Source organism: Chroococcidiopsis cubana SAG 39.79, assembly GCF_003991895.1.
GTDB lineage: Bacteria > Cyanobacteriota > Cyanobacteriia > Cyanobacteriales > Chroococcidiopsidaceae > Chroococcidiopsis > Chroococcidiopsis thermalis.
The window spans coordinates 3,428-25,569 of sequence record NZ_RSCK01000044.1; the positions used below are offsets into that span (position 1 = coordinate 3,428).

Consider the following 22,142-nt stretch of genomic DNA (forward strand, 5'->3'; position numbering starts at 1 on the left):
GTATTGTTGGAGCGCTCCTTAAAACTTCAACAGCGCCCTAGTGCTGAAGTTTGGCAACGGATCGAGCAGCGACGAGAAGCGATCGCTTCCCGAGTCGGACTCACGCCCGATTCAGCCGAACTAATTGCCGAAGATCGGAGTCGTTAATGCTACTAGTCGTCGATAGTAACGTCGTGGCAAAATGGTTCTTTCCCGAAGAGTTACAGCAACAGGCGCTTGCCTTACAGTCCGACTGGATGGCGGGCACAGTGGACTTGGTAGCACCAGATTTGATTTTGACTGAAGTTAGTAGTATTACTTGGAAAAAACAGCGTTTGAGTCTACTGATATCTTGCACCTATCAGGATAAACCACTAATACACGAATAAATAGTGCAAAAAAGTGACAGCAGAAGGGAAACTCCCTTGCGTGACAGAGAGTAATTTAGAAAACTATATCTAAGCGTGATATTACACAAGCAGCGCTTTTGAGGTTGCTGTATAAATAACCTCAAAAGCGCTGTCCCTGCCAATAACTTCAGTAACCTAACGTCCCAGTTGAGCGGCGGCGTAAGTTTCCTTGAATTCAGCATCAGAGTATGGGCGCTCGTCCGCTTCAAAGATTTGTTCTATGTTCTACTGCAATTCATGCTTTTCGCACACCCGCTAAGATAAGCGCGATTGCCTCTTGAGAGTGTTGTTCTAACATTGCTTTACTCAGAAGCCGCTTGCCTTGAGGATAATGCTGAATATTTCCAATGCCAATAAAGTAGAACAAGCAAGTTCCCATGATATTAATGGCTGATTGGAAGGGATCGAGTTGGCGAAACGCACCTGTGGCGACCCCTCGTTCTAAAATTTCGACCAATGCCTTATCAATACTAAGAGAACTACTACGTTTGTAATATTGCCCTTGGTTTTGCACTGCTTCATGAAACATAATCATCGGTAGCTTGGGATTGCGCGCTACACAATCGAGCAATGCTGTGAGAAATTTCTCCAAGGCGGATTCTGGAGAAAGATGATCCAAATCTAATTGTTGACTGGTTTGCAAAAGGTCTGAGTGCGATCGCTTTAATACCGCCTGATACAAGCCTTCCTTGTCCTTGAAGTAGTAATAAATCATCGACTTTGCCACACCCGTTTTAGCGGCAATTGCTTCTGTCCTGGCGGCGGTTAGACCATGCTTAGCAAATTCCTCTTCCGCTGCTGCCAAAATCACAGCTTGAGTCGCCTCGGCATCTCGAACCTGTTTGGTATTCAACGGCTTTTCAGCTTTTGCCCTACTTGCCACGGTATTTTTAGTTCATCAACAGACTTGTCAGTCAGTATAACCTGTTTAGCATGAGTCATAGTCAATTAGGCAGGTCGGTGAAAATAAACCCAACCTGTTTTTGGGATTGGGGATCAAAGACTGGGGACTGGGAATCCTTACCCAGCCTCTGATGCCCAGTCTCCAATCCCCGAAGCAACAAGTTGTGTTTAATTGCGCCTACCTGTTCATAAGCATTCTCAATCCGCTTATCGACCAACAAGTCAGTTGACAATAGAGCCGAAAATCTGTTTTGCTATTAATCAACTGACAAGTCTGTCGATTACAGCAGGCGGGACGAGGGAAAGATGCCTAAAGCTAAGAATATCATCATTGTCGGCGGCGGAATTGGCGGTGCTGCAACCGCACTTGCTCTCCATACGGCTGGTTTTGAACCAGTTGTCTATGAGCGAACTCAACAGTTGCGGGAGGTAGGAGCTGGTATTGCACTTTGGGCAAATGCTACACACATCCTGAAAAATTTGGGCTTGTTGTCGGACACGATCCGCGTTGGTTACCTAACAACCAACTACCAATTCAATTCGCAAAGCGGCAAGGAGTTGGTTAATGTACCCGTTGATGGCTTTGAGTTGCCCGTTGTTGGCATCCATAGGGCTGAATTACATCAGCTCTTGTGGCGTAATGTACCTAGTGAAAAATTTGTTTTAGGGCAAACCTTCCTTGGATTTGAGCAGGAACGAGAGAAGGTTCGCGCTCACTTCACTTCCGGCTTAACTGTCAAAGGAGATGCTTTAATCGGGGCTGATGGTCTGCGATCGCGGGTACGAGCCGCTCTCCTCGGCGATCAACTACCCATCTATCGCAACTTTAAGACTTGGCGTGGTCTAACAGATTACGTTCCCAGCGGATACCGTCCCGGCTATATTCAGGAATTCTTGGGGCGTGGCAAAGGTTTCGGCTTCATGATGTTGGGCAAGGGACGGATGTATTGGTATGCAGCAGCGACTGCACCCCTAGCACAGCCGGATGCCTCATTTGGTCGAAAAAAAGAACTTGAAATCATGTTTCAAGATTGGTTTGCGTCGGTTCCGGAATTGATTGCAGCGACGGATGAAACTAGTATTCTGACGACAGATTTATATGATCGTACTCCGACTCAACCTTGGAGCAAGCAGAATATTACACTGCTTGGCGATGCTGCACATCCAATGCTGCCAACTATGGGGCAGGGAGCGTGTACAGCATTAGAGGATGCCTTTGTTGTTGCTCAGTGTCTCAAAGAGCAAGCAAACCCAACAGCCGCTTTCCAACAGTATGAGTCCTTACGTTTCCCTCGCATAAAGTTGATTGTCGAGCAGTCCTTGCGGTCAGGAAAAATGGGTGAGTTGAATCATCCTTTTAGTGTGGCACTACGAAATACATTTATGAAGCTTATGGGGTCAAGCATCAGCAACAGCTTCAAGTCGCTTCATGCTTACAGAGCTTAACCATAAACAGATAGTCTTCAAGTGCCTTTCCTCGCTGCCACATTAAACAGCAGAACTATTTACTTGTATGAAAGCAATTCTTGCTAACGCTCAACAATTAGTGTATTCCGTGCTGTCGCTGATGCCTTCTACCTACCAACGAGAAAATCTAGAAGCAATGTTGGGATTATTCTTGTCGGCTCAAGGTTGTCCTTTACCACAATATAGTAAAAGCAAGTCCGCCAGTGCTCTAAGTCGGTTTTTGAATATTTACGATTGGTCAACCCGCAGTGTTATTCGTGCAACCCGTGTTCGTGTCATTCGGGAGATTTTGTCCGAGTGTCCAAAGGGACGCAAACCGTTTTTACAAGTCATCATTGACCTAACAACCTTAGAAAAATTCGGAAAATTTCAGGGTTTTAAGGATTTTATCACTGTTTACAACGGAAGACGAGGGCTACATTTGGTCGTGGTGTACTTGGTTGTTGGTCATTGGCGTGTACCTTGGAGTTTCCGTGTATGGAGGGGGAAAGGAACGGATTCACCTGCACAATTGGGATTAAAACTGGTCAAGTCTTTACCGTCTGTATTAACCAAACACTTCAAGGTCATGATTCTAGCAGATACTGCGTTTGGAAGTATTGAATTTCTACATGGGATACGCAAGCTGAAATATCATGCAATCGTTGGAGTGCGTGTTGACCGTAAGTTGGTTGATGGGCGTATCTTACGACATTTACATAAACGGGGACAGCAAGTATGGTTTGTGGGTTTAAAGTTTCCCGTCACGGTGTCTTGGTACTATCTCAAACGTGATAATGGTAAGTTGGAAAAACGGTTTGTTCTATCTACTAGACCTCTCAAGGCAAGTACTATTAACTGGTGGGGTAAGCGTCGGTGGCAAATCGAGGGTTGGTTTAAGACTGCAAAACATCGCTTTGGTCTACATCGCTTTGGTCAAGGCACCCTACTTGGTGTGTATCGTTGGTTAGTGCTGTCTTTGATTGCCTATATCTTGGCACACTGGGCTTATTTATCTAAAGCCACTACAGATCTACCTGATTGGGGAGAAGCTGCACAATTTGCATTTCAAACCTTCTTTCCCCAATTTCTTCTGTGTTGTTTTTTACTTGACCTTGAACGAATGCGCCCTCTTGCACTTAGTCATGGAATTGACATTCAAATTTCCAGGTGCAAGATATAAGTAAGGCAAGAATAAGGGATCGACCCACTCTAAAGAAGTGCTGACAAACCAAAGCAGCAGCACAACCAGTACAGATATCAGGGATATGCCACGCTCCGAGCTGAAAAACCTACCCAGCCTGCTGAAGAAACTTTGGCTAGGATATGTAGATTCTTGTCTGCCTATATTATCAACCATAGGCTTGAAGCCTACTCCTTAACTGAAAAAATTTCGGTATCTCAAGCATCAATACTTGCGATCGCTCAAAACAATATCTGCCACCAAAATCGCAAATTCATACTCCAAAATCGGTGTAACTTTTTATTCGTAACGCGATCGTCAGACTGCTGTGGTAATTCCCAGATATCTCGTCTTTGCTGTTCTTGCTCTCCTAATAATTCAAGATGAGTAGGTAATTTGCACCGATGCTCGGCAGACCAAGGCTCTCCATCGGAAAATTCTCTTTCTATCTGTCCGTGAAGCATTTATTTGTCCTTAACTATTCACCATCGAGCAAATCGGGTTCTTCGCGCACAATTCGGTCGTAAAGCGGCTGAAAGCTGAACCACCCATTTGAGTGCGTTCCCACTTGGCTATGGGCTAAAAGGGCGTTAGTGGGATCGATAGGAGTCGGTTGACCTGCTGCTTCGGCTAACAGTTGCGCTTGACACGATCGCTCTAAAGAAATAAACCACCAAGCGGCTTCATCTACAGAATGTCCTACACTTAGCAAGCCGTGGTTGCGAAGGATAATTGCTTTTTTATTGCCTAAAGCTTCAGCAATCCGCTTGCCTTCAGATGTGTCTAACACCACACCTCTGTAGTCGTTAAATAGAGCATGGTCTGCGTAAAAAGCACAGGCATCCTGAGTTAGAGGATCGAGCAGGCGACCGAAGCTAGACCAGGTTTTGCCATAGAGTGAATGGGCGTGGGCGGCGGCGATAACATCGGGTCGTGCTTCGTGAATTTGAGAATGGATGGCGAAGGCGGCGCGATTCACGGGGCGATCGCCCTTGACGACTTCCCCAAAGCGATCGACTAAAATCAAGTCAGCGACTCGAATATGACCGAAATACAATCCAAATGGATTTACCCAAAAGTGATCTGTAAACTCAGGATCGCGGGCGGTAATATGACCAGCTACTCCCTCGCTGAAGCCAAAACGGGCAAACAGGCGGAAGGCAGCAGCAAGGCGTTGTTTGCGGTGCAGGCGTTCTGACTCCACTCGTTGAAATACGGGAGGTTGGGGGCGATCGAATTTAGGCATGACTTTTTACCTCATTCTTGCAAGGAGCGTTGGAATATCCAGAGCGAAACGATCGCACGCTTTCTTGTTCAGGGTTGGGTTTGGTAAAGCGATCCGGTAGCCAACCCTTTTTTGCTAGAAGTTGGGTGAAATAAGGTTCGAGGGCGCTAAGAGTTTGGGCGCGGTTGTGAGTGGTGCGATCGCTAATCTCTCGAACTGTGGCAACAAATTGCTTCAGTTTAGGGCTGGCGATAAACCATTGGTCTTCTACGAGTGGTTCTAAATAAGCCATAAGTTGTAATAAAAATTAATTCCCTGTAGCTACCAATTGTTCCTGCCTTTGCATGGTTGCACGCACCAGCAGAATCAGATCTCGACCGTAGGCGATCGCGGTTTCGAGCGAATGGCAGAATTTTTTCACAACTCTACGAGTGTGTTTTTTGGTAATCTAAAATACGGTTATTTTGTCGATTAACAGTATTATGCAGTTATATGCAGCATAATGTCATAGACAACTACAAAAATCAAGTCAGTATTTAACATAATGACTAACCCTATGCAACGCTACTACTTTGCGATCATCTTGGTTGTAAACTTTGCGTACATCAATAAATTCAATCATTTGCCTCTTTGCGTCTTTGCGTCTTTGCGTGACCAAAATCAATCTAGAAAATAGAAATCACCACATTCTGATATTTTTCTTCAATAAATTTTTTAACCCTATAAGCATTATTAAAACGATCGATAAGTTTGTTGTAGAAAATTAGTAAAAATAGTTAAAGCTAATAGCTAACTCAAGAAAAATCCCCCCTGTTCCCCAAAGAAGGGGATGGGAGGAAGGATAGTTACAAGCTCTTTTCATATTTTGAAACGCGATCGCGAATTTAATCGTTAACACTCACAAGTTGAGGTAATTGGGAGACAGGAATATCTAATAAGTATGAAAGGACTTCTCGCCGCCAAGCGTCGTACACTACTGGTAATGCCTCAAGCTCGCAACCCAAAGCTTGATGAACGATTTGCCAATGCTCTTTGAGATAAGGATTCCGCCGCCGCTGACCTTCTTCATCTGCTGCTAATACCTGTGCCACTAAATCGGCTTTTTCTGCTGGTGAGGCGCGATCGTATTTGCGCTGCCACCAAGCTACGACTCCTAAGCGATGCGCTGCTTCATCGGGTATAATTGTCTCTACCCCAAATTTGGCACTTTCTAGATCGTTGATTCTTGTGGTACGGCTGTTTAAAAGTAGTTGAGCAACAATATAGAGTTCGTAATGCAGCTCGAATGCCAAGAACCCCTGCCAGTTGCGAAAGGGTAGACTACCCATATAATCCCAATGTTTCTGCACTTGCTGCCCAATCCGATCAATCGGGTCATGTCCCGTTAAAGCAAGCACTCGCTGACGGGTATGTTGAGCGTGCGCTCCATCGTCGCCGATTTGTCGGCTTAAAAAGAGCTGAAGATCGGGATCGGCAATTTGGTCGATCGCCTTGGCACAAACTTGGACAATATAAAGGTCGTGGGCTGCGCCACCAATGCGGAAGCGGATAAAATTGTCTAATTCCGCTTGTGTTTGGATCGGTCGCGGGTCGTGCAAGCGTGTTTTAGGTAGGTGAGGAGCGTACTTGTCAACCAGTTTGTTCAGGATTTCAATTTCTAGATCGGTTGTCCAAGCCCGACGAGTCAGGGTTGCAGTCATGAAAATCTCCTTCTACTTAGTCGTTAATGCTTACTAGCTTGGGAAGTTGGGAAATCGGTATATCTAATAAGTATGAAAGGACTTCTCGCCGCCAAGCGTCATACATCGCTGGCAAAGCCTCAGTTTCAATACCTGTAGCGCGGTGAGCCATCTGCCAATATTCCTTGAGATAAGCATTCCGTCGTCGCTGGCTATCATCATCAAGTTGAATCAACTCTGCTGCAAGGTTGGCTTTCTCCTGTGGTGAGGCTTGCTCGTATTTGCAATGCCACCAAGCCACGATCCCCAAACGGTGAAACACCTCATCGGGCAGAATTCTCCGATCGGCAAACTTTGATGTTTCTAGATCGCCGATCTTTGCCGTGCGGCTGTTGACGATTGACATGGCAACAATGTGAAGCTTGTAGTGCAGCTGGAACGCGACAAAACCCAGCCAGTTGCAGTTAGGTAAGTCTCCCATAAAATCCCAGTGCTGTTGCACTTCCTGCTGTATTGTTGGTAGCGGATCTCGTCCCGATAATTCCCAGACGCGATGACGAGTATGTTGGGCGTGCGCTCCGTCGTCACCAATTTGACGACTTAAAAATAGTTGCACTTCTGGGTCGGGAAGGCGATCGATCGCTTGACCGCAAACCTGAACAATAAACAAATTACGAGCTGCTTGTGCAATGCGAAAGCGGCACAAATGCTTCCATTCCTCTCTCGTAGCAGGCGATCGCAACTGACAAAAGCAAGTGCTGGGAAAGTCTGGAGCGTGCTGCACAGTCAGTTTGTTAAAAATTTCAGTTTCTAATTCAGTCGTCCAAGCTAGACGATCTAGGGTTGCTTTCATGCAAATTTTCCTTGTCAGGCTTGAGGATTTAATTGTTATCGGGTTAGCGGCAAAAATTCGCGTCTAGGCACTCGCGGCATCACTTCTGCGGCAAAACGTCTCATTTCCGTAGTAAAGGGCTGGAATTGCAGCATAAAGGTGTCGATTCCAATTTCAACAAACTCAGCAATTCGCGCGGCTACGGTGTCATAGCTGCCAACTAAACCGGCTGCCGTACCGCCGTTACTCCCGATTCCTGGATATTTCGCCATATTCTGAAACATGACAACTTCAGCTTCGATCCCTTTAATTAGCTCGGAGCGATCGTCTTGTTTTGTCAATTCGAGCAGGTATTCGTATTCTTCCCGTGCTTCGGCATCGCTAGGTCGAGCAATGACAAAAGCTGACATGGCAAAGCGTAGCGGTTTTAAACCACCACGCGATCGCCTTTTAACATCGGCAATGGTTTCTCGCACCACCTCTAGCGGACGACCATTGAGAAAAAACACGTCTGCTTCTTGCATCGCTAAATCTTTGGCAGGATCTGACTCGCCTCCCAGATACACGCGGGGATGAGGTTTCGCCACCGGACGCGGGAGCAAGCCCAGATCGTGAATCTGAAAGTAATTTCCAGAGAAGTTGACTCGTTCGCCACTCCAGAGGGCTTTCACCACTTGAATCCACTCCTGGGAATAACGGTAGCGATCGTCGTGGGAGAGCATGGAAATTCCAGATTTTGCCATTTCTGGTTTAAACCAAGCACTCACCAAGTTAATTGCAAAACGTCCGTGGCTAATTGCATCGATACCTAACGCCATCTTCGCTAAAACCGCTGGATGGAATAGCAAAGGCTTCACCGCTGCAATAATTTCGATTGAATCAGTCGCCTCTGCAAGCGCCGCCGCTGTCGTCCAAGTTTCTAGCTGGTCGAGTTCTTGATTCCTGGGATTGATGATGTGTTCGGCGATCAGAGTCGTCGTAAACCCGCATTCTTCGGCTAACTGGATCAGTGCCTTAGCGCGTGAATAGCTGGCATCGCGGGGTTCAATCGGGTGATTCATCGCCCCGCAGTTACCGTATACCGGAATCCAGATGCCGTAGCGTGGTTGGGACATGATACCAATTTTGGATTTTAGATTTTGGATTTTGGCTCGATCGATGTTGCAGCAAAACAGTTTCGCAATGTTCTGACACCAAACGCTTGAAGCTTTATTTAAAACTGAGCTAGATAATTCATCTACTCAATCGATCAATTAATATACGGTTTATCGAGTAAAATACCGCATTTCACAACTAGAGCGATATTCTCATAAGTTGCTTGACAAAAGCAATATCGCCCGATACAAAATACTTCTCTTAGTAACCTACTCTCTTATCCACCACGTTGCGTAAGGCGATACCGCTGCGATAGCGTTGCAAATTGTCGAGAAATAGGGCTAGCGATCGCTCTGCTACTTTGGGTGAATGAGCCGAACAGTGAGGCGTAATCAAAACATTGGGCAACGACCAAAAAGGACTGTCTGGTGGTAGCGGCTCTGTAATTAATGTATCTAATGCTGCGCCTGCAATCCAATTTTCACTTAGAGCTTTAAGTAATGCAGGTTCCTCTACAATTGCACCACGAGCGATATTAATTAGGTAGGCATGAGGACGCATCAAGCGCAGCGCAGCTTCATCGAGCGAGCCTTTAGTTTCGGGAGTGAGGGGAGTCGCAATAACTACATAATCTGCTTCGGGGAGGAGCGATCGCCATTCATCAGCACCTACAACCTTATCGAAATGGGGTAGCGGTTCGGGGCGGCGGCGACTACCAAGAATTCGCATTCCGAAAGCACGAGCGCGCAGAGCAATTTCTTGTCCAATACCCCCAGCACCAATGATTAGCAAGGTAGCACCCTTTAATTCTTGGATAGCAAAGTGGCTCTTCCAATGATGTTCGGCTTGCAGAGCGTACAATTCGGAGAGACGCTTGGTATGAGCCAGCATATAACCAATGACCGACTCAGCGATCGGGATTGCATGAACTCCTGCCCCATTAGTCAGGATCAGATCGCGTTCTAAATATGTTGGTGTCAAGAAGCGATCTACTCCAGCATTCGGTGCGTGATGCCAACGCAGTGCAGGGGAAACAGCCAAGACTTTGTGCAAAGTCGTAACTTTCAGATTAAACCAGCTCAAATAAACTTCTGCATCCGTGGCATCGCCGTCGAGATTGCCTTCGCTATCTACGCGCACAACTGCCACACTAGGGGGTAAATGCGGCGAAATCTCGCTAGCAACCTCTACTGGTAGAATGAGTTTCAAAATTAACTACTCCCTACACATTTCTACTTTATCTGCTTCAACAACTGGAATGTCGCATCTTGCTTAGCTTCGGTTGTGCGATCGCGACCCCAGCCAATGTTTTTACGATAACTGCCCAGTAGTCCAGCTTCAGCAAGAGCTTGTTCGTCTACTGATTCCAGCGGCTCCACTTCTGGCGCTACATAAAGAGCATCCACCGGACAGTACAATTCGCACATGAAACAGGTTTGGCAGTCACTTTGTCTGGCAATAGTGGGCGGCGCATCTGGCACGCTGTCAAATACGTTCGTGGGACAAACGCTGACGCAGAGATTGCACTGAATGCACCGTGACTCGCTGACTAATTCAATCACTTTGTTAATAGTTGATGGTAATGGTTGACCGTAATTGGTAATTGGTAGTTGCCCCTCTGCTCGCCTGCTCCCTTACCTAAAGGCTTCACCCAAACCTTATCCAAGCCTCCACTAACCAGATAATCTTGCTGCTGAGGATCTTGTTCTGGATAGTCGAGGTGTTTGTGCATCCCACGAGTCTCTTTACGTTCGATCGCGCTGCTATACATCCATCTGGCTGTGGCTACCATTGCTGCTGCTTCTCGTGCCTGTACGATTTGCTTGTCTTCTGCTTGGCTGTGGCGAATTTCTTCCCAAAGACTATGCAACATCCCCAAAGACTCGGATAAGCCTTGCTCCGTGCGAAAATAGTTGCGTTCGTAGGGAAAAACTTCGGCTTGCACGGCGCGGATAACTTCGGAAACCGCTAGATGTTGGGGGCGATCGCTTTGTGGTTTGAATCCTGCCTCACCTATTCCGACTAAGCGGCGTTGTGTTGCTTTATCTCTCAACTCAACTGCATATTCTGCGGCAGACTGTCCCGACCAAAAACCTGAAGATATTGCCCAAGCAGCATTGTGGCTCCCTCCACCCGTGAAACCGCCACAAATTAATTCTCGCGTGGCAGCGTCTCCCGCCGCATAAAGTCCTTTCACGGACGTAGCACAGGTTTCATCCACAATCCTAATTCCACCCGTACCGCGCACAGTTCCTTCTAAGCGGAGAGTGACGGGGAAGTGTTGGGTAAACGGATCGATAAGAGCGCGATCGAAGGGTAAAAAGAAGTTGGGCTGTGCCGATCGCATATATACCCGCATTTGTGCGTCAGCTTTATCTAAAATCGCGTAGACTGGTTGAGTTAACAAGGTTTTAGCAATGACCGATCGCCCTCTTTGGGAACCCGCACCTGGAATTGGCGTGCCGTCTTCGTAGGTAAACGTTGCCCAATTGTAAAACAGAGTCTTGGTTACGGAAGAAAAGGCAGGAGAGATGCCATAAGCATTGGAAAACTCCATACCCGACATCTCAGCGCCTGCTTCAGCAGCCATCAGGTATCCATCTCCTGTCAGGACGTTGCACCCTAACGCTTTACTTAAAAAGGCACAGCCACCAGTGGCAATAACAACAGCCCGCGATCGCACGCTCCATTTCTTACCTGTCTGACGATTAATCCCTGTTGCTCCGCCAACTGCACCCTCAGAATCTACTAATAGTTGTAATGCTGGGCTATGGTCTAAAACTGTCACTCCCGCTCGTTTGATTTGCTTTCGCATTAGGCGCATATACTCCGGTCCCTGGAGCGATCGCCGATAGGGTTTGCCCTCATCATCGGTAGGGAAGGGATAACCCCATTCTGCTAGTAGGTTGACATTCTCATAAGTGCGATCCAGTACCCGTGTCATCCAATCGCGACTGGATAAGAATCCACCCAAACTCTCGCGACTCGCCATCGCTGCTTCTCGCGCTTCGCGATCGGGCGGTACGTACCAAACACCGTTGCCGGATGCAGCCGCACATCCACTCGTACCGCAAAATCCTTTATCGACAAGGGCAACGCTAGCACCAGATGATGTCGCACTCCAAGCTGCCCAAGTACCCGCAGGACCACCCCCAATGACAAGTACATCCACCTGCAAGTTGGGATAAAAATCGGTTGTAGATGGCTCAAAAGAGCAAGATTGGGTTGCATTCATTAGTTTTCCTCGCTTCAGTCTCAAAGTTTACCTGCAATGCACCACTATGGTACTCAGTCTTTTCACTTGCGACTGGCTGTGACAATTGTGATGAAGGATTTTGATAGCAGCTCGTACTGGTTATTGCTTACTTCAATCATAATATACGGTTTATTAATCGACTTATAGTATTTTAAAGTTATAGAGGAAGATTTGCATAGATGCCTGGGAAAAGCAAGCTGCTCTCATGCCATAGTGTTAAGACAGTGTGCAGTAAATTCGTAGGGGCGCACAAAATTTGTCGGGGCGTACAGCTATGCGCTCCTACTGATAAAAAATAAAAATACTGTAATTTGGTAGATTTACAATACTTAATAAATAAACACCCCTAATTTACTAAGTATATTTAACGTTTTTAGTAGAAGCTAAAAATTGAAGAAGGTATAAAAAATACTTGCTTTTTTAGTACGTTCGTGCAATGCTCCTATCATATTAAAGTAAACTACAGTAGCTTGGGCAAATTACCGTAGTTAACTCTAAATTAGCGCTCGGCAGATAAAGAGCTGAGTGAGATTGGGGAAGCAAGTCATTATTTAAAGCCCACAAGTCTTGCAGTTGGATTCTATTTTCTTCAAGTGGTAAGTGAAAGTTCTTGCCAACTTGAGTTTTTGCATGAGGAGAAATGAGGAGAAATAATGGATAGTATTTTTAGCAACTTGGTGCTAACCTCGCCAATTGTTATGGGGATAGTATTGTCAGGATTTTGTCCAAAAGTTGCGGCGCAAGTAGTTTCAGATCCCTTAGTTACTCGTGAGGAGTCTTTACCACCGGACAGTATATCTCAGGTCACATCGGTTTCTCAACTTTCCGACGTACAGCCCACAGACTGGGTATTTCAAGCACTGCAATCGCTGGTAGAACGCTACGGTGCTATTGCTGGATATCCAGATAGTACGTTCCGAGGTAATCGGGCGCTGACTCGGTACGAGTTCGCTGCTGGCTTGAATGCAGCCTTAGATCGGGTAAACGAACTGATTTCATCGGGATCGGCTGACTTAGTCAACAAAGAAGACTTAGCCACCCTACAACGCCTACAATCAGAATTTGCCACCGAACTGACTACTTTACGCGGACGAATTGACAATTTAGAAGCGACTACTGCCCAACTCGAAGCAAATCAGTTCTCTACAACTACCAGACTGCAAGGCGAGGCGATCTTTTTAGCTGCCGATACGTTTGGCGATCGCGCCAACAACACTCGCGCCGATGATACGAACGATGATACCCAAACCTTTTTCGGCTACCGTGCCAGACTTTCCCTGCAAACCAGCTTTACTGGTAAAGACCAACTCACAACTCGTCTAGCAGCAAATAATCTTCCTAACTTAACCGCCTCTACGGGAACAGCTATGACCCGTAATACGTTCGATGCCGATCTCAATAGATTTGCCGGAGGCGATCTATTCCTCGACCAACTGATTTATCGTTTCCCAGTCAGTGAAAAACTAACTGCATGGGTTGGTCTGAGACAACTACAACCAGTTGCTTTTGCGCCAAACCTGAGTACATTGATTGGTGGTGCTAACGGTGCAACCTCGCGGTTTTCCACCCATAACCCAACGATTTTCCGTCCTGGCTTTGATGGTGCTGGTGCTGCTTTGGCATATAAGTTTAGCAAGCAATTCAGTCTCAGCTTGGGTTACATTGCCAGTGACGAGCAAGCGAACCTTCCTGATAGTGGTAGAGGGCTTTTTAATGGCAACAATCTAGCACTCGCCCAGATAATCGTTACACCTATTCCCAATCTCGATCTCGGTTTTACCTACGGTCGTAAGTACTTTGGTTCTGACACGGGATTTAACCTCACGGGCGGTACGGGCAGTGCTTTTGCCAGAAATCCTTTCGGGCAGAATTCCACTACATCCGATAATTTCGGAGTTCAATTTAATTGGAAACTCAGCCAGAAGTTGAATTTGAGCGGTTGGTTCGGTTATACACGCGCTCATCAGTTGCGCGGTGGTGATGAAGATGCAACGATTATTAATGGTGCGATCGCCGTTGCTTTTCCCGACTTATTTAAACAAGGCAACGTCGGCGGACTGATCCTCGGCGTACCGCCGAAAGTGACGAGCAATGACTTCCAAGCGGCAGGAACGCAACGAGAAGATCGAGACACCTCTGTGCATCTAGAGGCTTTCTATACCTTCAAACTGAATGATAATGTCAGCTTTACCCCAAATCTCTATGTAATTACCAATCCAGAGCATAATGCCCGCAATGAGGCAATCTGGGTCGGAGCTGTCCGCACTACGTTCGCTTTCTAGCCAGTAAAGCTTGCAAGATTAAGTTTTTTTGCTTTGCATATTACGGTAATATCACCAAGTTACCGTATGAATAGGATAAAAAGAGTGGAGCGCGATCGTGAACCAAGTTTTTCGCCGCCTAGTTGAGAAGTCGATCGGTCGAGGTAAACGGCTATCTATCTTTCCAGTACCAATTCTGGGAGCTTTTATTGCTGGCTTATGCCTCAGCTTTTTGTTTGCTGCTTGCACGGCGAATAATGCAGCTAATCCGAATGCCACATCTGGTAATAATTCCACTCCAGGCAAAGCCTCAGTCGTCAGATTTGGCTATCAAAAATCAGCAATTCTGATTAAAGCTAAAGGTGTCTTAGAAAAACGCCTCAATCCCCAAGGAATATCTGTAGAGTGGATTGAATTTCCCGCCGGACCACAACTTTTAGAAGCGATGAATGTGGGTAGTATTGATTTCGGACACGCGGGAGAATCACCGCCGATTTTTGCCCAAGCTGCGGGGGCTTCGCTCGTCTACATTGCCGGAATTGCTGCTAACCCTGCTGGTTCAGCTATTCTCGTGCCGCAAAATTCTCCAATTAAAACCATAGCCGATCTCAAAGGCAAAAAAATCGCTTTTCAAAAAGGTTCTAGCGCCCATTATATGCTGGTACAAGTGTTAAAAAAAGCAGGGCTGCAATACAGCGATATTCAACCTGTAACTTTACCACCAGCGGATGCTCGTGCTGCCTTCGTCAAGGGTAGTATAGATGCTTGGTCGATTTGGGACCCCTTTTATGCTGCTGCCGAAAAAGCCGCCAATGCCCGTGCATTGATCGATGGTAAGGGAATTAATACACAAGGAGGATACTATCTGGCTAGCCGCCAGTTCACTGAGGGGAATCAAGAGACAATTAAGGCAATACTAGAGGAAATTAAAAACTTAGATGATTGGTCTAACCAGCATCGAGAGGAGGTAGCGAAAACTCTTTCTCCTGTCTTGGGAATTGACTTAGAATCAATGAGAAGAGCAACTAATAGGAAAAACTTTGGTGTTGTACCAATTGACGATCGCCTAATTGCCGAACAACAGAAAGTAGCTGATACATTCTACGAGTTGAAATTAATTCCCAAGCCACTTGATGTCAAAGAAGCTTTTCTGAAACCAGAACAATACACTGCTTTTTCACCACAAGTACAGTAATAGACCTCCTGCGCGAATACTTGAATTGTCATCCACACGCGAAGCGAAACATCTGGGAGATTCTTCACTACACTGCGTTACGTACCCTTCGGGAAGGCTTCGCCAACAGAATGACATCCATGATTTTTTGATTCATGCAGGAGGTCTAATGTATTGGCGATCGCTACCCGTTAACAGAAAATAGCAATCGCCAATTGAAATCTTGATAACTGATAACTGAATATAAATAGCACTAAAATTGTGCTGAATTAAATAAGTAGTAAATCACCTTTTTTTTCCGTGCTAAGTGGTGAAATTGTGACCAAACATACTTGCATTTAAAGTAAGGCTGTGACAAACTACTTAACAAATACGGTAAGCTCACCAATTTAACGTAGTTTAATAGTAAACGTCCTACAAGCGGTTTGATATGGAATCCGAACTAGGTGGAATACATCTAAAACTGGAAGGCTTGAGAAAATCCTTTGGAACGCAAGCAGTCTTGCGAGGTATAGACTTAGAAGTGCTACCAGGAGAATTCGTAGCGATTGTCGGTCGTAGTGGTTGTGGCAAGAGTACAATGCTGCGCCTAATTGCTGGTTTAGAAGCACCAACTACAGGCAATGTACTTTTAGATGGCAAGCGATCGCATCGGATCGAGCCGAAGGTGCGGATGATGTTTCAGGACGCACGGCTTTTACCCTGGCAACGGGTGCAAGCAAATGTAGAGTTGGGTTTGGTTGGCTCTCAAGCAGACGTGCGCCAAACTGCTTCGCAAGCACTCTGTTCGGTAGGACTAGAAAATCGCGCTCGTGAATGGCCCGCTGTACTCTCTGGCGGACAACGGCAGCGTGTAGCTTTGGCGAGAGCATTAGTTGGTCAACCGCGCTTGCTGCTGTTAGATGAACCGCTTGGAGCTTTGGACGCACTAACTCGGATCGAAATGCAGCAGTTGCTAGAGCGTTTATGGCAGGAAAAGCAATTTACCACATTGTTAATTACCCACGATGTAGAAGAAGCTGTAGTGCTTGCCGATCGCGTGGTATTGATTGAAAACGGTGAGGTAACGTTAAATCTAAGAATTTCCCTCCCGCGTCCGAGAGTCAGGGGAGATATGGCGTTGGCTCAAATGGTAGAAAAGATTTTACATCGGGTGATGGGTAAGCAGGAACGCGAGAACTTAAAGGCGATCGCCCATTAAAAAAGTCAAAAGTCAAAAGTCAAAAGTCAAAAGTCAGAAGTTAAAGGTTGTCAGTTTTTGTTCCCCATTCCCTGTTCCCTTTTCTGAAGATTTACCCATTACCCATTACCATTCACAATTCAGGAGAAAATTGAGCAATGGTACAAATTTTAGAAACAAAACAGTCTCAAAACTGGAAAGCGATCGCCTCTTCCTTATCCAAAGAATTGAGCGAAAATGCAGTGGCGCGAGATGCTGAAGCTGGACTTCCCGATTATGAGGTGAAGCGACTACGCGAGAGCGGATTATTACCCCTAGTCGTACCAAAAGAATATGGGGGAATTGGTGCAACTTGGGCAGAAGCCTTAAAAATTGTCCAAGAACTGTCTAAAGCAGATGGCTCGATCGGTCAGTTGTTTGGCAACCACTTAAATTTAACCGCATTAGCTCACGTTTCGGGAACACCAGAGCAAAAAGAGAGATATTATCGGGAAACGGTACAGCACAATTTGTTTTGGGCGAATGCCATCAATACACGAGATACAAGACTGAAGATTACCTCAGAAGGTGAGAAATTCCGCGTTGATGGAATTAAGAGTTTTGGTACTGGTGTTGCTGTGGCAGATCTGCGGGTCTTCTCAGCTTTGCCAGATGGTGCAGAAGTACCATTTATCTTTGTAATTCCCAAAGATCGACTGGGTGTAATTTCCAACCAAGATTGGCATAACATTGGGCAGCGTCGAACCGATAGCGATACCTTCTCTTTTCATCAAGTTTTAGTTGAGAAAGACGAGATTTTAGGGTTTCCAAATCCTCCCGAATATGCTTTTGCTACCTTTCTCGGTATTATTGCCCAATTGACAAAAACTTATGTTTACTTAGGCATTGCTGAAGGTGCTTTTGCTGCCGCACAGGAGTATACGAAAACAACGACTAAGCCTTGGATAACTTCTGGAGTAGATAGTGCAGCTAAAGACCCTTACATTTTGTATCACTACGGCGAATTTAGGGTTGAATTAGAAGCTGCGATCGCTCTAGCAGATCGCGCCGCTTTGCAAGTGCAACAGGCTTGGGAGAAGGATGTCGATCTAACTTTTGCAGAACGGGGAGAAGTTGCGATCGCCGTCTTTGCTGCTAAGGCATTTGCGACCAAAGTAGGATTGGATATTACCACTCGGATCTTTGAAGTCATGGGAACTCGTTCTACTGCTTCTAAATACGGGTTCGATCGTTACTGGCGGGATCTGCGTACCTTCACACTGCACGACCCTGTAAATTACAAATTACGAGATATCGGCAACTGGATATTAAACCAAGAACTACCAGTTGTTACCCAATATTCCTAAGTTTTCAGTTTTAGCTCAAGTTGTCCTCTTACTTGCGCTTACTCAAGGTGGGCAATTCCCACCTTTCTTAATTCTCATCACGCAGTATCATATCTTGCACTTCTGCGATTAAAAATTGCAGCTAAACAGAAGTAGCTGGTTAGTAGCGATTTGCTGTCGTCGCGAATTCTCTTCCTGAAGCTTTCTGCATGACTGAAATATCTTTTTAATTCATCAACTATGCAAGGTTTAAAAGTCAAATTTACAAAAATTAAATTAAAATCGTGGCAGGACTTAAGAAAAACTCGTCGTATCCTGTTATTTGCCATTGGTTACTGGCTGGTACTATCTACTACCCTATTAAGTTGTAGCACGCCGAGGAATACTGCTCAACAGCAGGTAGCTTCACCTGTTAGCACGGGCGCTAATAGTGGGCAGCAAGTAATACGTATCGTGCGTTCAAAACAACTCACTGCACTAGCAGTTTTAGAACAACAAGGTACTTTAGCAAAGGCTTTAGAACCCTTGGGTCTTAAGGTACAGTGGTCTGAATTTGCTGCTGGTCCGCAACAGCTAGAAGCCCTGAATACGGGTAGTCTCGACATTGCTTCTACGGCTGAATCACCTCCCGTTTTTGCTCAAGCAGCAGGTACTCCTCTCGTGTACCTAGCGGCTAATACTACTGATGGTAGAGCAGTTTCTCTTTTAGTTCCTAATAACTCTCCAGCTAAAAGTATCGGCGATCTGAAAGGGAAAAAAATTGCTTTTCAAAAAGCCTCTATCGGTCACTATCTTACACTTAGAGCTTTAGAAAAAGTAGGATTAAAATTGAGTGACGTACAGTCAGTCTATCTACCTCCTCCAGACGCGAATGTGGCATTTAATCAAGGCAGAGTAGATGGTTGGTTTATCTGGGAGCCATTTGTGACTAGAAATGTACAAAAGAAAACTGGTCGAGTGCTGCTTGATGGCGGTGGTGGTTTACGGGATACTAATAACTTTTACTCTACAACGCGCAAATTTTATCAAGAACATTCTGATGCGATTAAAGTCTTCCTAGAAGAATTGCAAAAAGCACAAGTCTGGGCTAGAAATAACCCCAAAGAAGTTGCCCGATTACTTGCCTCAACAACTCAGCTCGATCCGCCGACATTAGAGATTATGCACGATAAGTATGATTTCGCCCTAGAACCAATTACTGAAGAAATTATCAACAAGCAGCAAGAGGTGGCAGACCAATGGTATAACCTCGGACTCATACCTAAACATGTGAATGTGAGAGATGGGTTTTTGACACTGCAACAGTATGCTGAAATTACTCCCAGGAAAGTGTTAGCCAAACTGTGATGAAGAAAGCAGGAGGCGGAAGGGAATTTAATGAATGAAGTAATAGAAAAAAATACGAGGTTTCAATGAGAAAATACAAATTCAATTTTTTAAAAAGTCGCCAAATCGAATCTTTAATTCCTTGGGGTGTACCCTTGCTAATAATTGTCCTGTGGCAGCTTCTCTCCGCAATTGGCGTGATTCCGACGAGAATTTTACCCGCCCCTTTAGATGTTGTGAATGCAGCCTTCCGTCTAGCTTCGACTGGGGAACTTTTCCATAATATTGGCATTAGTGCAATGCGGGCAATAACAGGTTTTTTACTCGGAGGCAGTATTGGGTTTAGTTTGGGATTGCTCAATGGTATCTCTCGCCTTGCCGAGCAGTTATTGGATACTTCGATCCAGATGCTACGCAACATTCCAAATTTAGCTTTGATCCCCCTAGTCATTTTGTGGTTTGGCATTGGGGACGAAGCCAGATTATTTCTGGTGTCTTTGGGGGTGATGTTTCCGATTTATTTGAATACCTTTCACGGTATCCGCAGCGTCGATCCTGGGCTAATTGAAATGGGAAAAGTTTATGGTTTAAATGCCTGGGGTTTGTTCTGGCGAATTATTCTACCTGGGGCAATGTCTTCAATTCTGGTTGGCGTGCGCTTTTCCTTGGGAATTATGTGGCTGACGCTAATCGTCGCCGAGACGATCGCGGCTGATTCTGGAATCGGTTACATGGCGATGAATGCCAGAGAATTCATGCAAACAGATGTGGTCGTGTTAAGTATCTTACTCTACGCCTTATTTGGCAAATTAGCAGATGCGATCGCTAGAGGATTGGAAGATTACTGGTTGCAGTGGCATCCCAGCTATCAGAAAGTGAAAGCAGCGAGAGCTTGACATAAAAAGCCTTGCTTTATTCAATTGGCTGTGCAACGATGTTAACTTAATATAAATACGGCATTTCGAGCAGCTAACCGTATTTTAACAAAACTGGAATCATGCAGCTACTTTGGTTTATCCCAACTCACGGAGATGGACGCTATCTCGGCACTGCTACAGGGGGTCGTGCCGTTAGCTTTGCTTACTTGCGCCAAATTGCTCAAGCAGTGGACAGCCTGGGTTACACGGGCGCACTACTGCCTACAGGTCGATCTTGTGAAGATGCTTGGATTGTTGCCTCAACTCTGGTCACTCACACTCGTCAGATGCGCTTTCTAGTGGCAATTCGCCCTGGTTTAGTCTCACCTGGAGTTGCCGCAAGAATGGCAGCAACGTTCGATCGCTTGAGTGGAGGTCGCTTGCTGATTAACGTGGTGACGGGCGGCGATCCGGTTGAATTAGCAGGAGATGGCTTGCACTTGAGTCATGGCGATCGCTACAAATTAACGGATGAGTTTTTGTCGGTATGGCGACAGATTGCTACAGGTGAAGTCGCTGACTTCAAGGGCGACCATATCGACGTGCGGGGCAGTAAGATACTGTTTCCCCCCGTTCAAAAGCCCTATCCTCCCTTGTGGTTCGGTGGATCTTCTCCCGTTGCCCAACAGATTGCCGCTAAGCATATCGATGTTTACCTCACATGGGGCGAACCTCCAGCTCAAGTAGCCGAAAAGATTGCCTCAGTTCGCCAGCTGGCAGAAGCGGAAGGCAGAACGTTACGGTTTGGCATTCGCCTGCACGTCATCGTCCGCGAAACTCAGAGCGAAGCATGGGATGCGGCAAATCAGTTAATTCGTTATGTAGATGAAGAGGCGATCGCCACGGCACAAAAAGCTTATGCTCGCATGGATTCAGAAGGACAGCGCCGGATGTCTCAATTACATGGTGGCAGTCGAGAAGCACTGGAAATTAGTCCGAATCTTTGGGCGGGAGTAGGGTTAGTGCGCGGTGGTGCGGGAACGGCTTTAGTGGGCGATCCAGATACGGTGGCAGCGCGGATGTTGGAGTATGCAGATTTGGGCATCGATACTTTCATTTTCTCTGGTTATCCCCACCTGGAAGAAGCTTATCGAGTTGCGGAACTGCTATTTCCTCGATTGCCCTTAGAGAATCTGCCACAGGTGGAGCAGCAGCACGTCTTGAGTCCGTTTGGCGAGATAGTTGCTAATGAAAATTTCCCCAAACAGCCCCAGCATAAAGCAACAACCACCGTGGATTAACAAAAGAACAAATTGAGTCCCTTGTATAGAATCGGAGGTTAATTGTATGTCTCGTATTGTGGCGATCGCTGGTAGTCCAACGCATCCTTCTAGAACTTATGGAATTGTGCAGTACGCTCTGCAAATTTTACAACAAGAAGGATTCCAAACCGATATCATTTCCGTCCGCGATTTTCCTGCTGAAGATTTGGTGTTTGGACGCTACGATAGTCCGGCGCTAGAACCAGTCAAAGCCCTGATCGAAAAAGCTGATGGTCTAATTATTGCTACCCCTATTTACAAAGCTGCTTATACAGGCGTACTCAAAGCGTTTTTGGATTTATTACCTCAAAGAGCGTTGTTGGGTAAAGTGATTTTGCCGATCGCCACTGGTGGCACGATCGCCCATTTGTTAGCGATCGACTATGCCTTAAAACCCGTTCTATCAGAATTGGGTGGCAGGCAATTGCTAGGTGGTGTCTACGCCGTAGATAAGCAACTTCAACGGCTGGAAGATGGTAGCGTTCAACCGGATGAGGAAATTGACCAACGGCTGAGGCATTCTCTAAACGATTTTGTCACAGCTGTGAAAAGCAATCAACTCGCATCGAAAGAATTGGCTCAGGTTAATTAATCAGTGACCAGTGACCAGTTACCAGTTACCGATTGCACAGAAATTATTAGTGAGTAGCAAAGACTATAGCTCTGATAAATCAACTCACTGGTCACTG

At 46.0% G+C, this 22,142-nt stretch carries 21 protein-coding genes; 11 read left to right on the forward strand and 10 right to left on the reverse strand.

The window, feature by feature from the left end; all coding sequences use genetic code 11:
- Positions 1-146 precede the first annotated feature (146 nt).
- On the forward strand, positions 147-368 hold the full coding sequence (locus DSM107010_RS22275) for a type II toxin-antitoxin system VapC family toxin (RefSeq protein ID WP_106168115.1): 222 nt from the start codon (positions 147-149) through the stop codon (positions 366-368).
- A gap of 256 nt (positions 369-624) precedes the next feature.
- Here DSM107010_RS22275 and DSM107010_RS22280 read toward each other — a convergent pair whose 3' ends face one another.
- On the reverse strand, positions 625-1,272 hold the full coding sequence (locus DSM107010_RS22280) for a TetR/AcrR family transcriptional regulator (RefSeq protein ID WP_106168116.1): 648 nt from the start codon (positions 1,270-1,272) through the stop codon (positions 625-627).
- A 326-nt stretch (positions 1,273-1,598) separates the two neighbouring features.
- Here DSM107010_RS22280 and DSM107010_RS22285 point away from each other — a divergent pair, with 326 nt between their 5' ends.
- Positions 1,599-2,738, forward strand: a complete 1,140-nt coding sequence (locus DSM107010_RS22285) for an FAD-dependent monooxygenase (protein WP_106168117.1) — start codon at positions 1,599-1,601, stop codon at positions 2,736-2,738.
- A 67-nt stretch (positions 2,739-2,805) separates the two neighbouring features.
- A complete protein-coding gene (locus tag DSM107010_RS22290; protein WP_106168118.1) occupies positions 2,806-3,921 on the forward strand; it encodes a transposase in 1,116 nt (371 codons plus the stop codon).
- Between the two features lie 242 nt (positions 3,922-4,163).
- Here DSM107010_RS22290 and DSM107010_RS22295 read toward each other — a convergent pair whose 3' ends face one another.
- From DSM107010_RS22295 to DSM107010_RS22335, 9 genes are all read right to left on the reverse strand, one after another.
- The gene (locus DSM107010_RS22295; protein WP_127023969.1) at positions 4,164-4,385 is read right to left on the reverse strand and encodes a hypothetical protein; all 222 of its coding nucleotides are present in this window, start codon (positions 4,383-4,385) and stop codon (positions 4,164-4,166) included.
- 14 nt (positions 4,386-4,399) lie between these two features.
- The gene (locus tag DSM107010_RS22300; RefSeq protein ID WP_127023972.1) at positions 4,400-5,167 is read right to left on the reverse strand and encodes a class II aldolase/adducin family protein; all 768 of its coding nucleotides are present in this window, start codon (positions 5,165-5,167) and stop codon (positions 4,400-4,402) included.
- Positions 5,160-5,438 (reverse strand): hypothetical protein, encoded by a 279-nt coding sequence (locus tag DSM107010_RS22305; protein ID WP_106169498.1) that lies wholly within the window; start codon positions 5,436-5,438, stop codon positions 5,160-5,162. Before DSM107010_RS22305 ends, DSM107010_RS22300 begins: the two co-directional genes overlap by 8 nt.
- A 592-nt stretch (positions 5,439-6,030) precedes the next feature.
- Complete coding sequence (locus DSM107010_RS22310) at positions 6,031-6,846, reverse strand: hypothetical protein (protein ID WP_106169497.1); 816 nt, start codon at positions 6,844-6,846, stop codon at positions 6,031-6,033.
- 16 nt (positions 6,847-6,862) lie between these two features.
- Positions 6,863-7,678 (reverse strand): hypothetical protein, encoded by an 816-nt coding sequence (locus DSM107010_RS22315; RefSeq protein WP_106169496.1) that lies wholly within the window; start codon positions 7,676-7,678, stop codon positions 6,863-6,865.
- A 35-nt stretch (positions 7,679-7,713) separates the two neighbouring features.
- A complete protein-coding gene (locus DSM107010_RS22320) occupies positions 7,714-8,772 on the reverse strand; it encodes an LLM class flavin-dependent oxidoreductase (RefSeq protein WP_106169495.1) in 1,059 nt (352 codons plus the stop codon).
- Between the two features lie 241 nt (positions 8,773-9,013).
- Complete coding sequence (locus DSM107010_RS22325) at positions 9,014-9,961, reverse strand: D-2-hydroxyacid dehydrogenase (RefSeq protein ID WP_106169494.1); 948 nt, start codon at positions 9,959-9,961, stop codon at positions 9,014-9,016.
- 23 nt (positions 9,962-9,984) lie between these two features.
- Positions 9,985-10,314 (reverse strand): 4Fe-4S binding protein, encoded by a 330-nt coding sequence (locus tag DSM107010_RS22330; RefSeq protein ID WP_106169499.1) that lies wholly within the window; start codon positions 10,312-10,314, stop codon positions 9,985-9,987.
- Positions 10,311-11,987 carry an FAD-dependent oxidoreductase gene (locus DSM107010_RS22335; protein ID WP_127023975.1) on the reverse strand — a complete coding sequence of 559 codons (1,677 nt, stop codon included), beginning with the start codon at positions 11,985-11,987 and terminating at the stop codon, positions 10,311-10,313. Before DSM107010_RS22335 ends, DSM107010_RS22330 begins: the two co-directional genes overlap by 4 nt.
- A gap of 674 nt (positions 11,988-12,661) precedes the next feature.
- On the opposite strand from DSM107010_RS22335, the gene DSM107010_RS22340 reads away from it, so the two are divergent.
- From DSM107010_RS22340 to ssuE, 8 genes are all read left to right on the forward strand, one after another.
- The gene (locus DSM107010_RS22340; RefSeq protein ID WP_127023978.1) at positions 12,662-14,290 is read left to right on the forward strand and encodes an iron uptake porin; all 1,629 of its coding nucleotides are present in this window, start codon (positions 12,662-12,664) and stop codon (positions 14,288-14,290) included.
- A gap of 94 nt (positions 14,291-14,384) precedes the next feature.
- On the forward strand, positions 14,385-15,464 hold the full coding sequence (locus tag DSM107010_RS22345; protein ID WP_106171484.1) for a sulfonate ABC transporter substrate-binding protein: 1,080 nt from the start codon (positions 14,385-14,387) through the stop codon (positions 15,462-15,464).
- Positions 15,465-15,873: 409 nt separating this feature from the next.
- The gene (locus tag DSM107010_RS22350; RefSeq protein ID WP_127023981.1) at positions 15,874-16,644 is read left to right on the forward strand and encodes an ATP-binding cassette domain-containing protein; all 771 of its coding nucleotides are present in this window, start codon (positions 15,874-15,876) and stop codon (positions 16,642-16,644) included.
- Positions 16,645-16,781: 137 nt separating this feature from the next.
- Positions 16,782-17,969 (forward strand): acyl-CoA dehydrogenase family protein, encoded by a 1,188-nt coding sequence (locus DSM107010_RS22355; RefSeq protein ID WP_127023984.1) that lies wholly within the window; start codon positions 16,782-16,784, stop codon positions 17,967-17,969.
- Between the two features lie 219 nt (positions 17,970-18,188).
- On the forward strand, positions 18,189-19,295 hold the full coding sequence (locus DSM107010_RS22360; RefSeq protein ID WP_127023987.1) for an aliphatic sulfonate ABC transporter substrate-binding protein: 1,107 nt from the start codon (positions 18,189-18,191) through the stop codon (positions 19,293-19,295).
- Between the two features lie 65 nt (positions 19,296-19,360).
- On the forward strand, positions 19,361-20,170 hold the full coding sequence (gene ssuC, locus DSM107010_RS22365; RefSeq protein WP_127023990.1) for an aliphatic sulfonate ABC transporter permease SsuC: 810 nt from the start codon (positions 19,361-19,363) through the stop codon (positions 20,168-20,170).
- A gap of 101 nt (positions 20,171-20,271) precedes the next feature.
- Complete coding sequence (gene ssuD, locus DSM107010_RS22370; RefSeq protein WP_127023993.1) at positions 20,272-21,432, forward strand: FMNH2-dependent alkanesulfonate monooxygenase; 1,161 nt, start codon at positions 20,272-20,274, stop codon at positions 21,430-21,432.
- A 46-nt stretch (positions 21,433-21,478) separates the two neighbouring features.
- A complete protein-coding gene (gene ssuE, locus DSM107010_RS22375; RefSeq protein WP_127023996.1) occupies positions 21,479-22,045 on the forward strand; it encodes an NADPH-dependent FMN reductase in 567 nt (188 codons plus the stop codon).
- The last annotated feature ends 97 nt before the right edge of the window (positions 22,046-22,142 follow it).

Excerpts from the sequence above, each read along its gene's own strand:
- DSM107010_RS22275 (WP_106168115.1), top strand. The coding sequence starts at position 147 with ATGCTACTAGTCGTCGATAGTAACGTCGTGGCAAAATGGTTCTTTCCC.
- DSM107010_RS22285 (WP_106168117.1), top strand. The coding sequence starts at position 1,599 with ATGCCTAAAGCTAAGAATATCATCATTGTCGGCGGCGGAATTGGCGGT.
- DSM107010_RS22290 (WP_106168118.1), top strand. The coding sequence starts at position 2,806 with ATGAAAGCAATTCTTGCTAACGCTCAACAATTAGTGTATTCCGTGCTG.
- DSM107010_RS22295 (WP_127023969.1), bottom strand. The coding sequence starts at position 4,385 with ATGCTTCACGGACAGATAGAAAGAGAATTTTCCGATGGAGAGCCTTGG.
- DSM107010_RS22300 (WP_127023972.1), bottom strand. The coding sequence starts at position 5,167 with ATGCCTAAATTCGATCGCCCCCAACCTCCCGTATTTCAACGAGTGGAG.
- DSM107010_RS22305 (WP_106169498.1), bottom strand. The coding sequence starts at position 5,438 with ATGGCTTATTTAGAACCACTCGTAGAAGACCAATGGTTTATCGCCAGC.
- DSM107010_RS22310 (WP_106169497.1), bottom strand. The coding sequence starts at position 6,846 with ATGACTGCAACCCTGACTCGTCGGGCTTGGACAACCGATCTAGAAATT.
- DSM107010_RS22315 (WP_106169496.1), bottom strand. The coding sequence starts at position 7,678 with ATGAAAGCAACCCTAGATCGTCTAGCTTGGACGACTGAATTAGAAACT.
- DSM107010_RS22320 (WP_106169495.1), bottom strand. The coding sequence starts at position 8,772 with ATGTCCCAACCACGCTACGGCATCTGGATTCCGGTATACGGTAACTGC.
- DSM107010_RS22335 (WP_127023975.1), bottom strand. The coding sequence starts at position 11,987 with ATGAATGCAACCCAATCTTGCTCTTTTGAGCCATCTACAACCGATTTT.
- DSM107010_RS22340 (WP_127023978.1), top strand. The coding sequence starts at position 12,662 with ATGGATAGTATTTTTAGCAACTTGGTGCTAACCTCGCCAATTGTTATG.
- DSM107010_RS22350 (WP_127023981.1), top strand. The coding sequence starts at position 15,874 with ATGGAATCCGAACTAGGTGGAATACATCTAAAACTGGAAGGCTTGAGA.
- DSM107010_RS22355 (WP_127023984.1), top strand. The coding sequence starts at position 16,782 with ATGGTACAAATTTTAGAAACAAAACAGTCTCAAAACTGGAAAGCGATC.
- DSM107010_RS22360 (WP_127023987.1), top strand. The coding sequence starts at position 18,189 with ATGCAAGGTTTAAAAGTCAAATTTACAAAAATTAAATTAAAATCGTGG.
- ssuC (WP_127023990.1), top strand. The coding sequence starts at position 19,361 with ATGAGAAAATACAAATTCAATTTTTTAAAAAGTCGCCAAATCGAATCT.
- ssuD (WP_127023993.1), top strand. The coding sequence starts at position 20,272 with ATGCAGCTACTTTGGTTTATCCCAACTCACGGAGATGGACGCTATCTC.
- ssuE (WP_127023996.1), top strand. The coding sequence starts at position 21,479 with ATGTCTCGTATTGTGGCGATCGCTGGTAGTCCAACGCATCCTTCTAGA.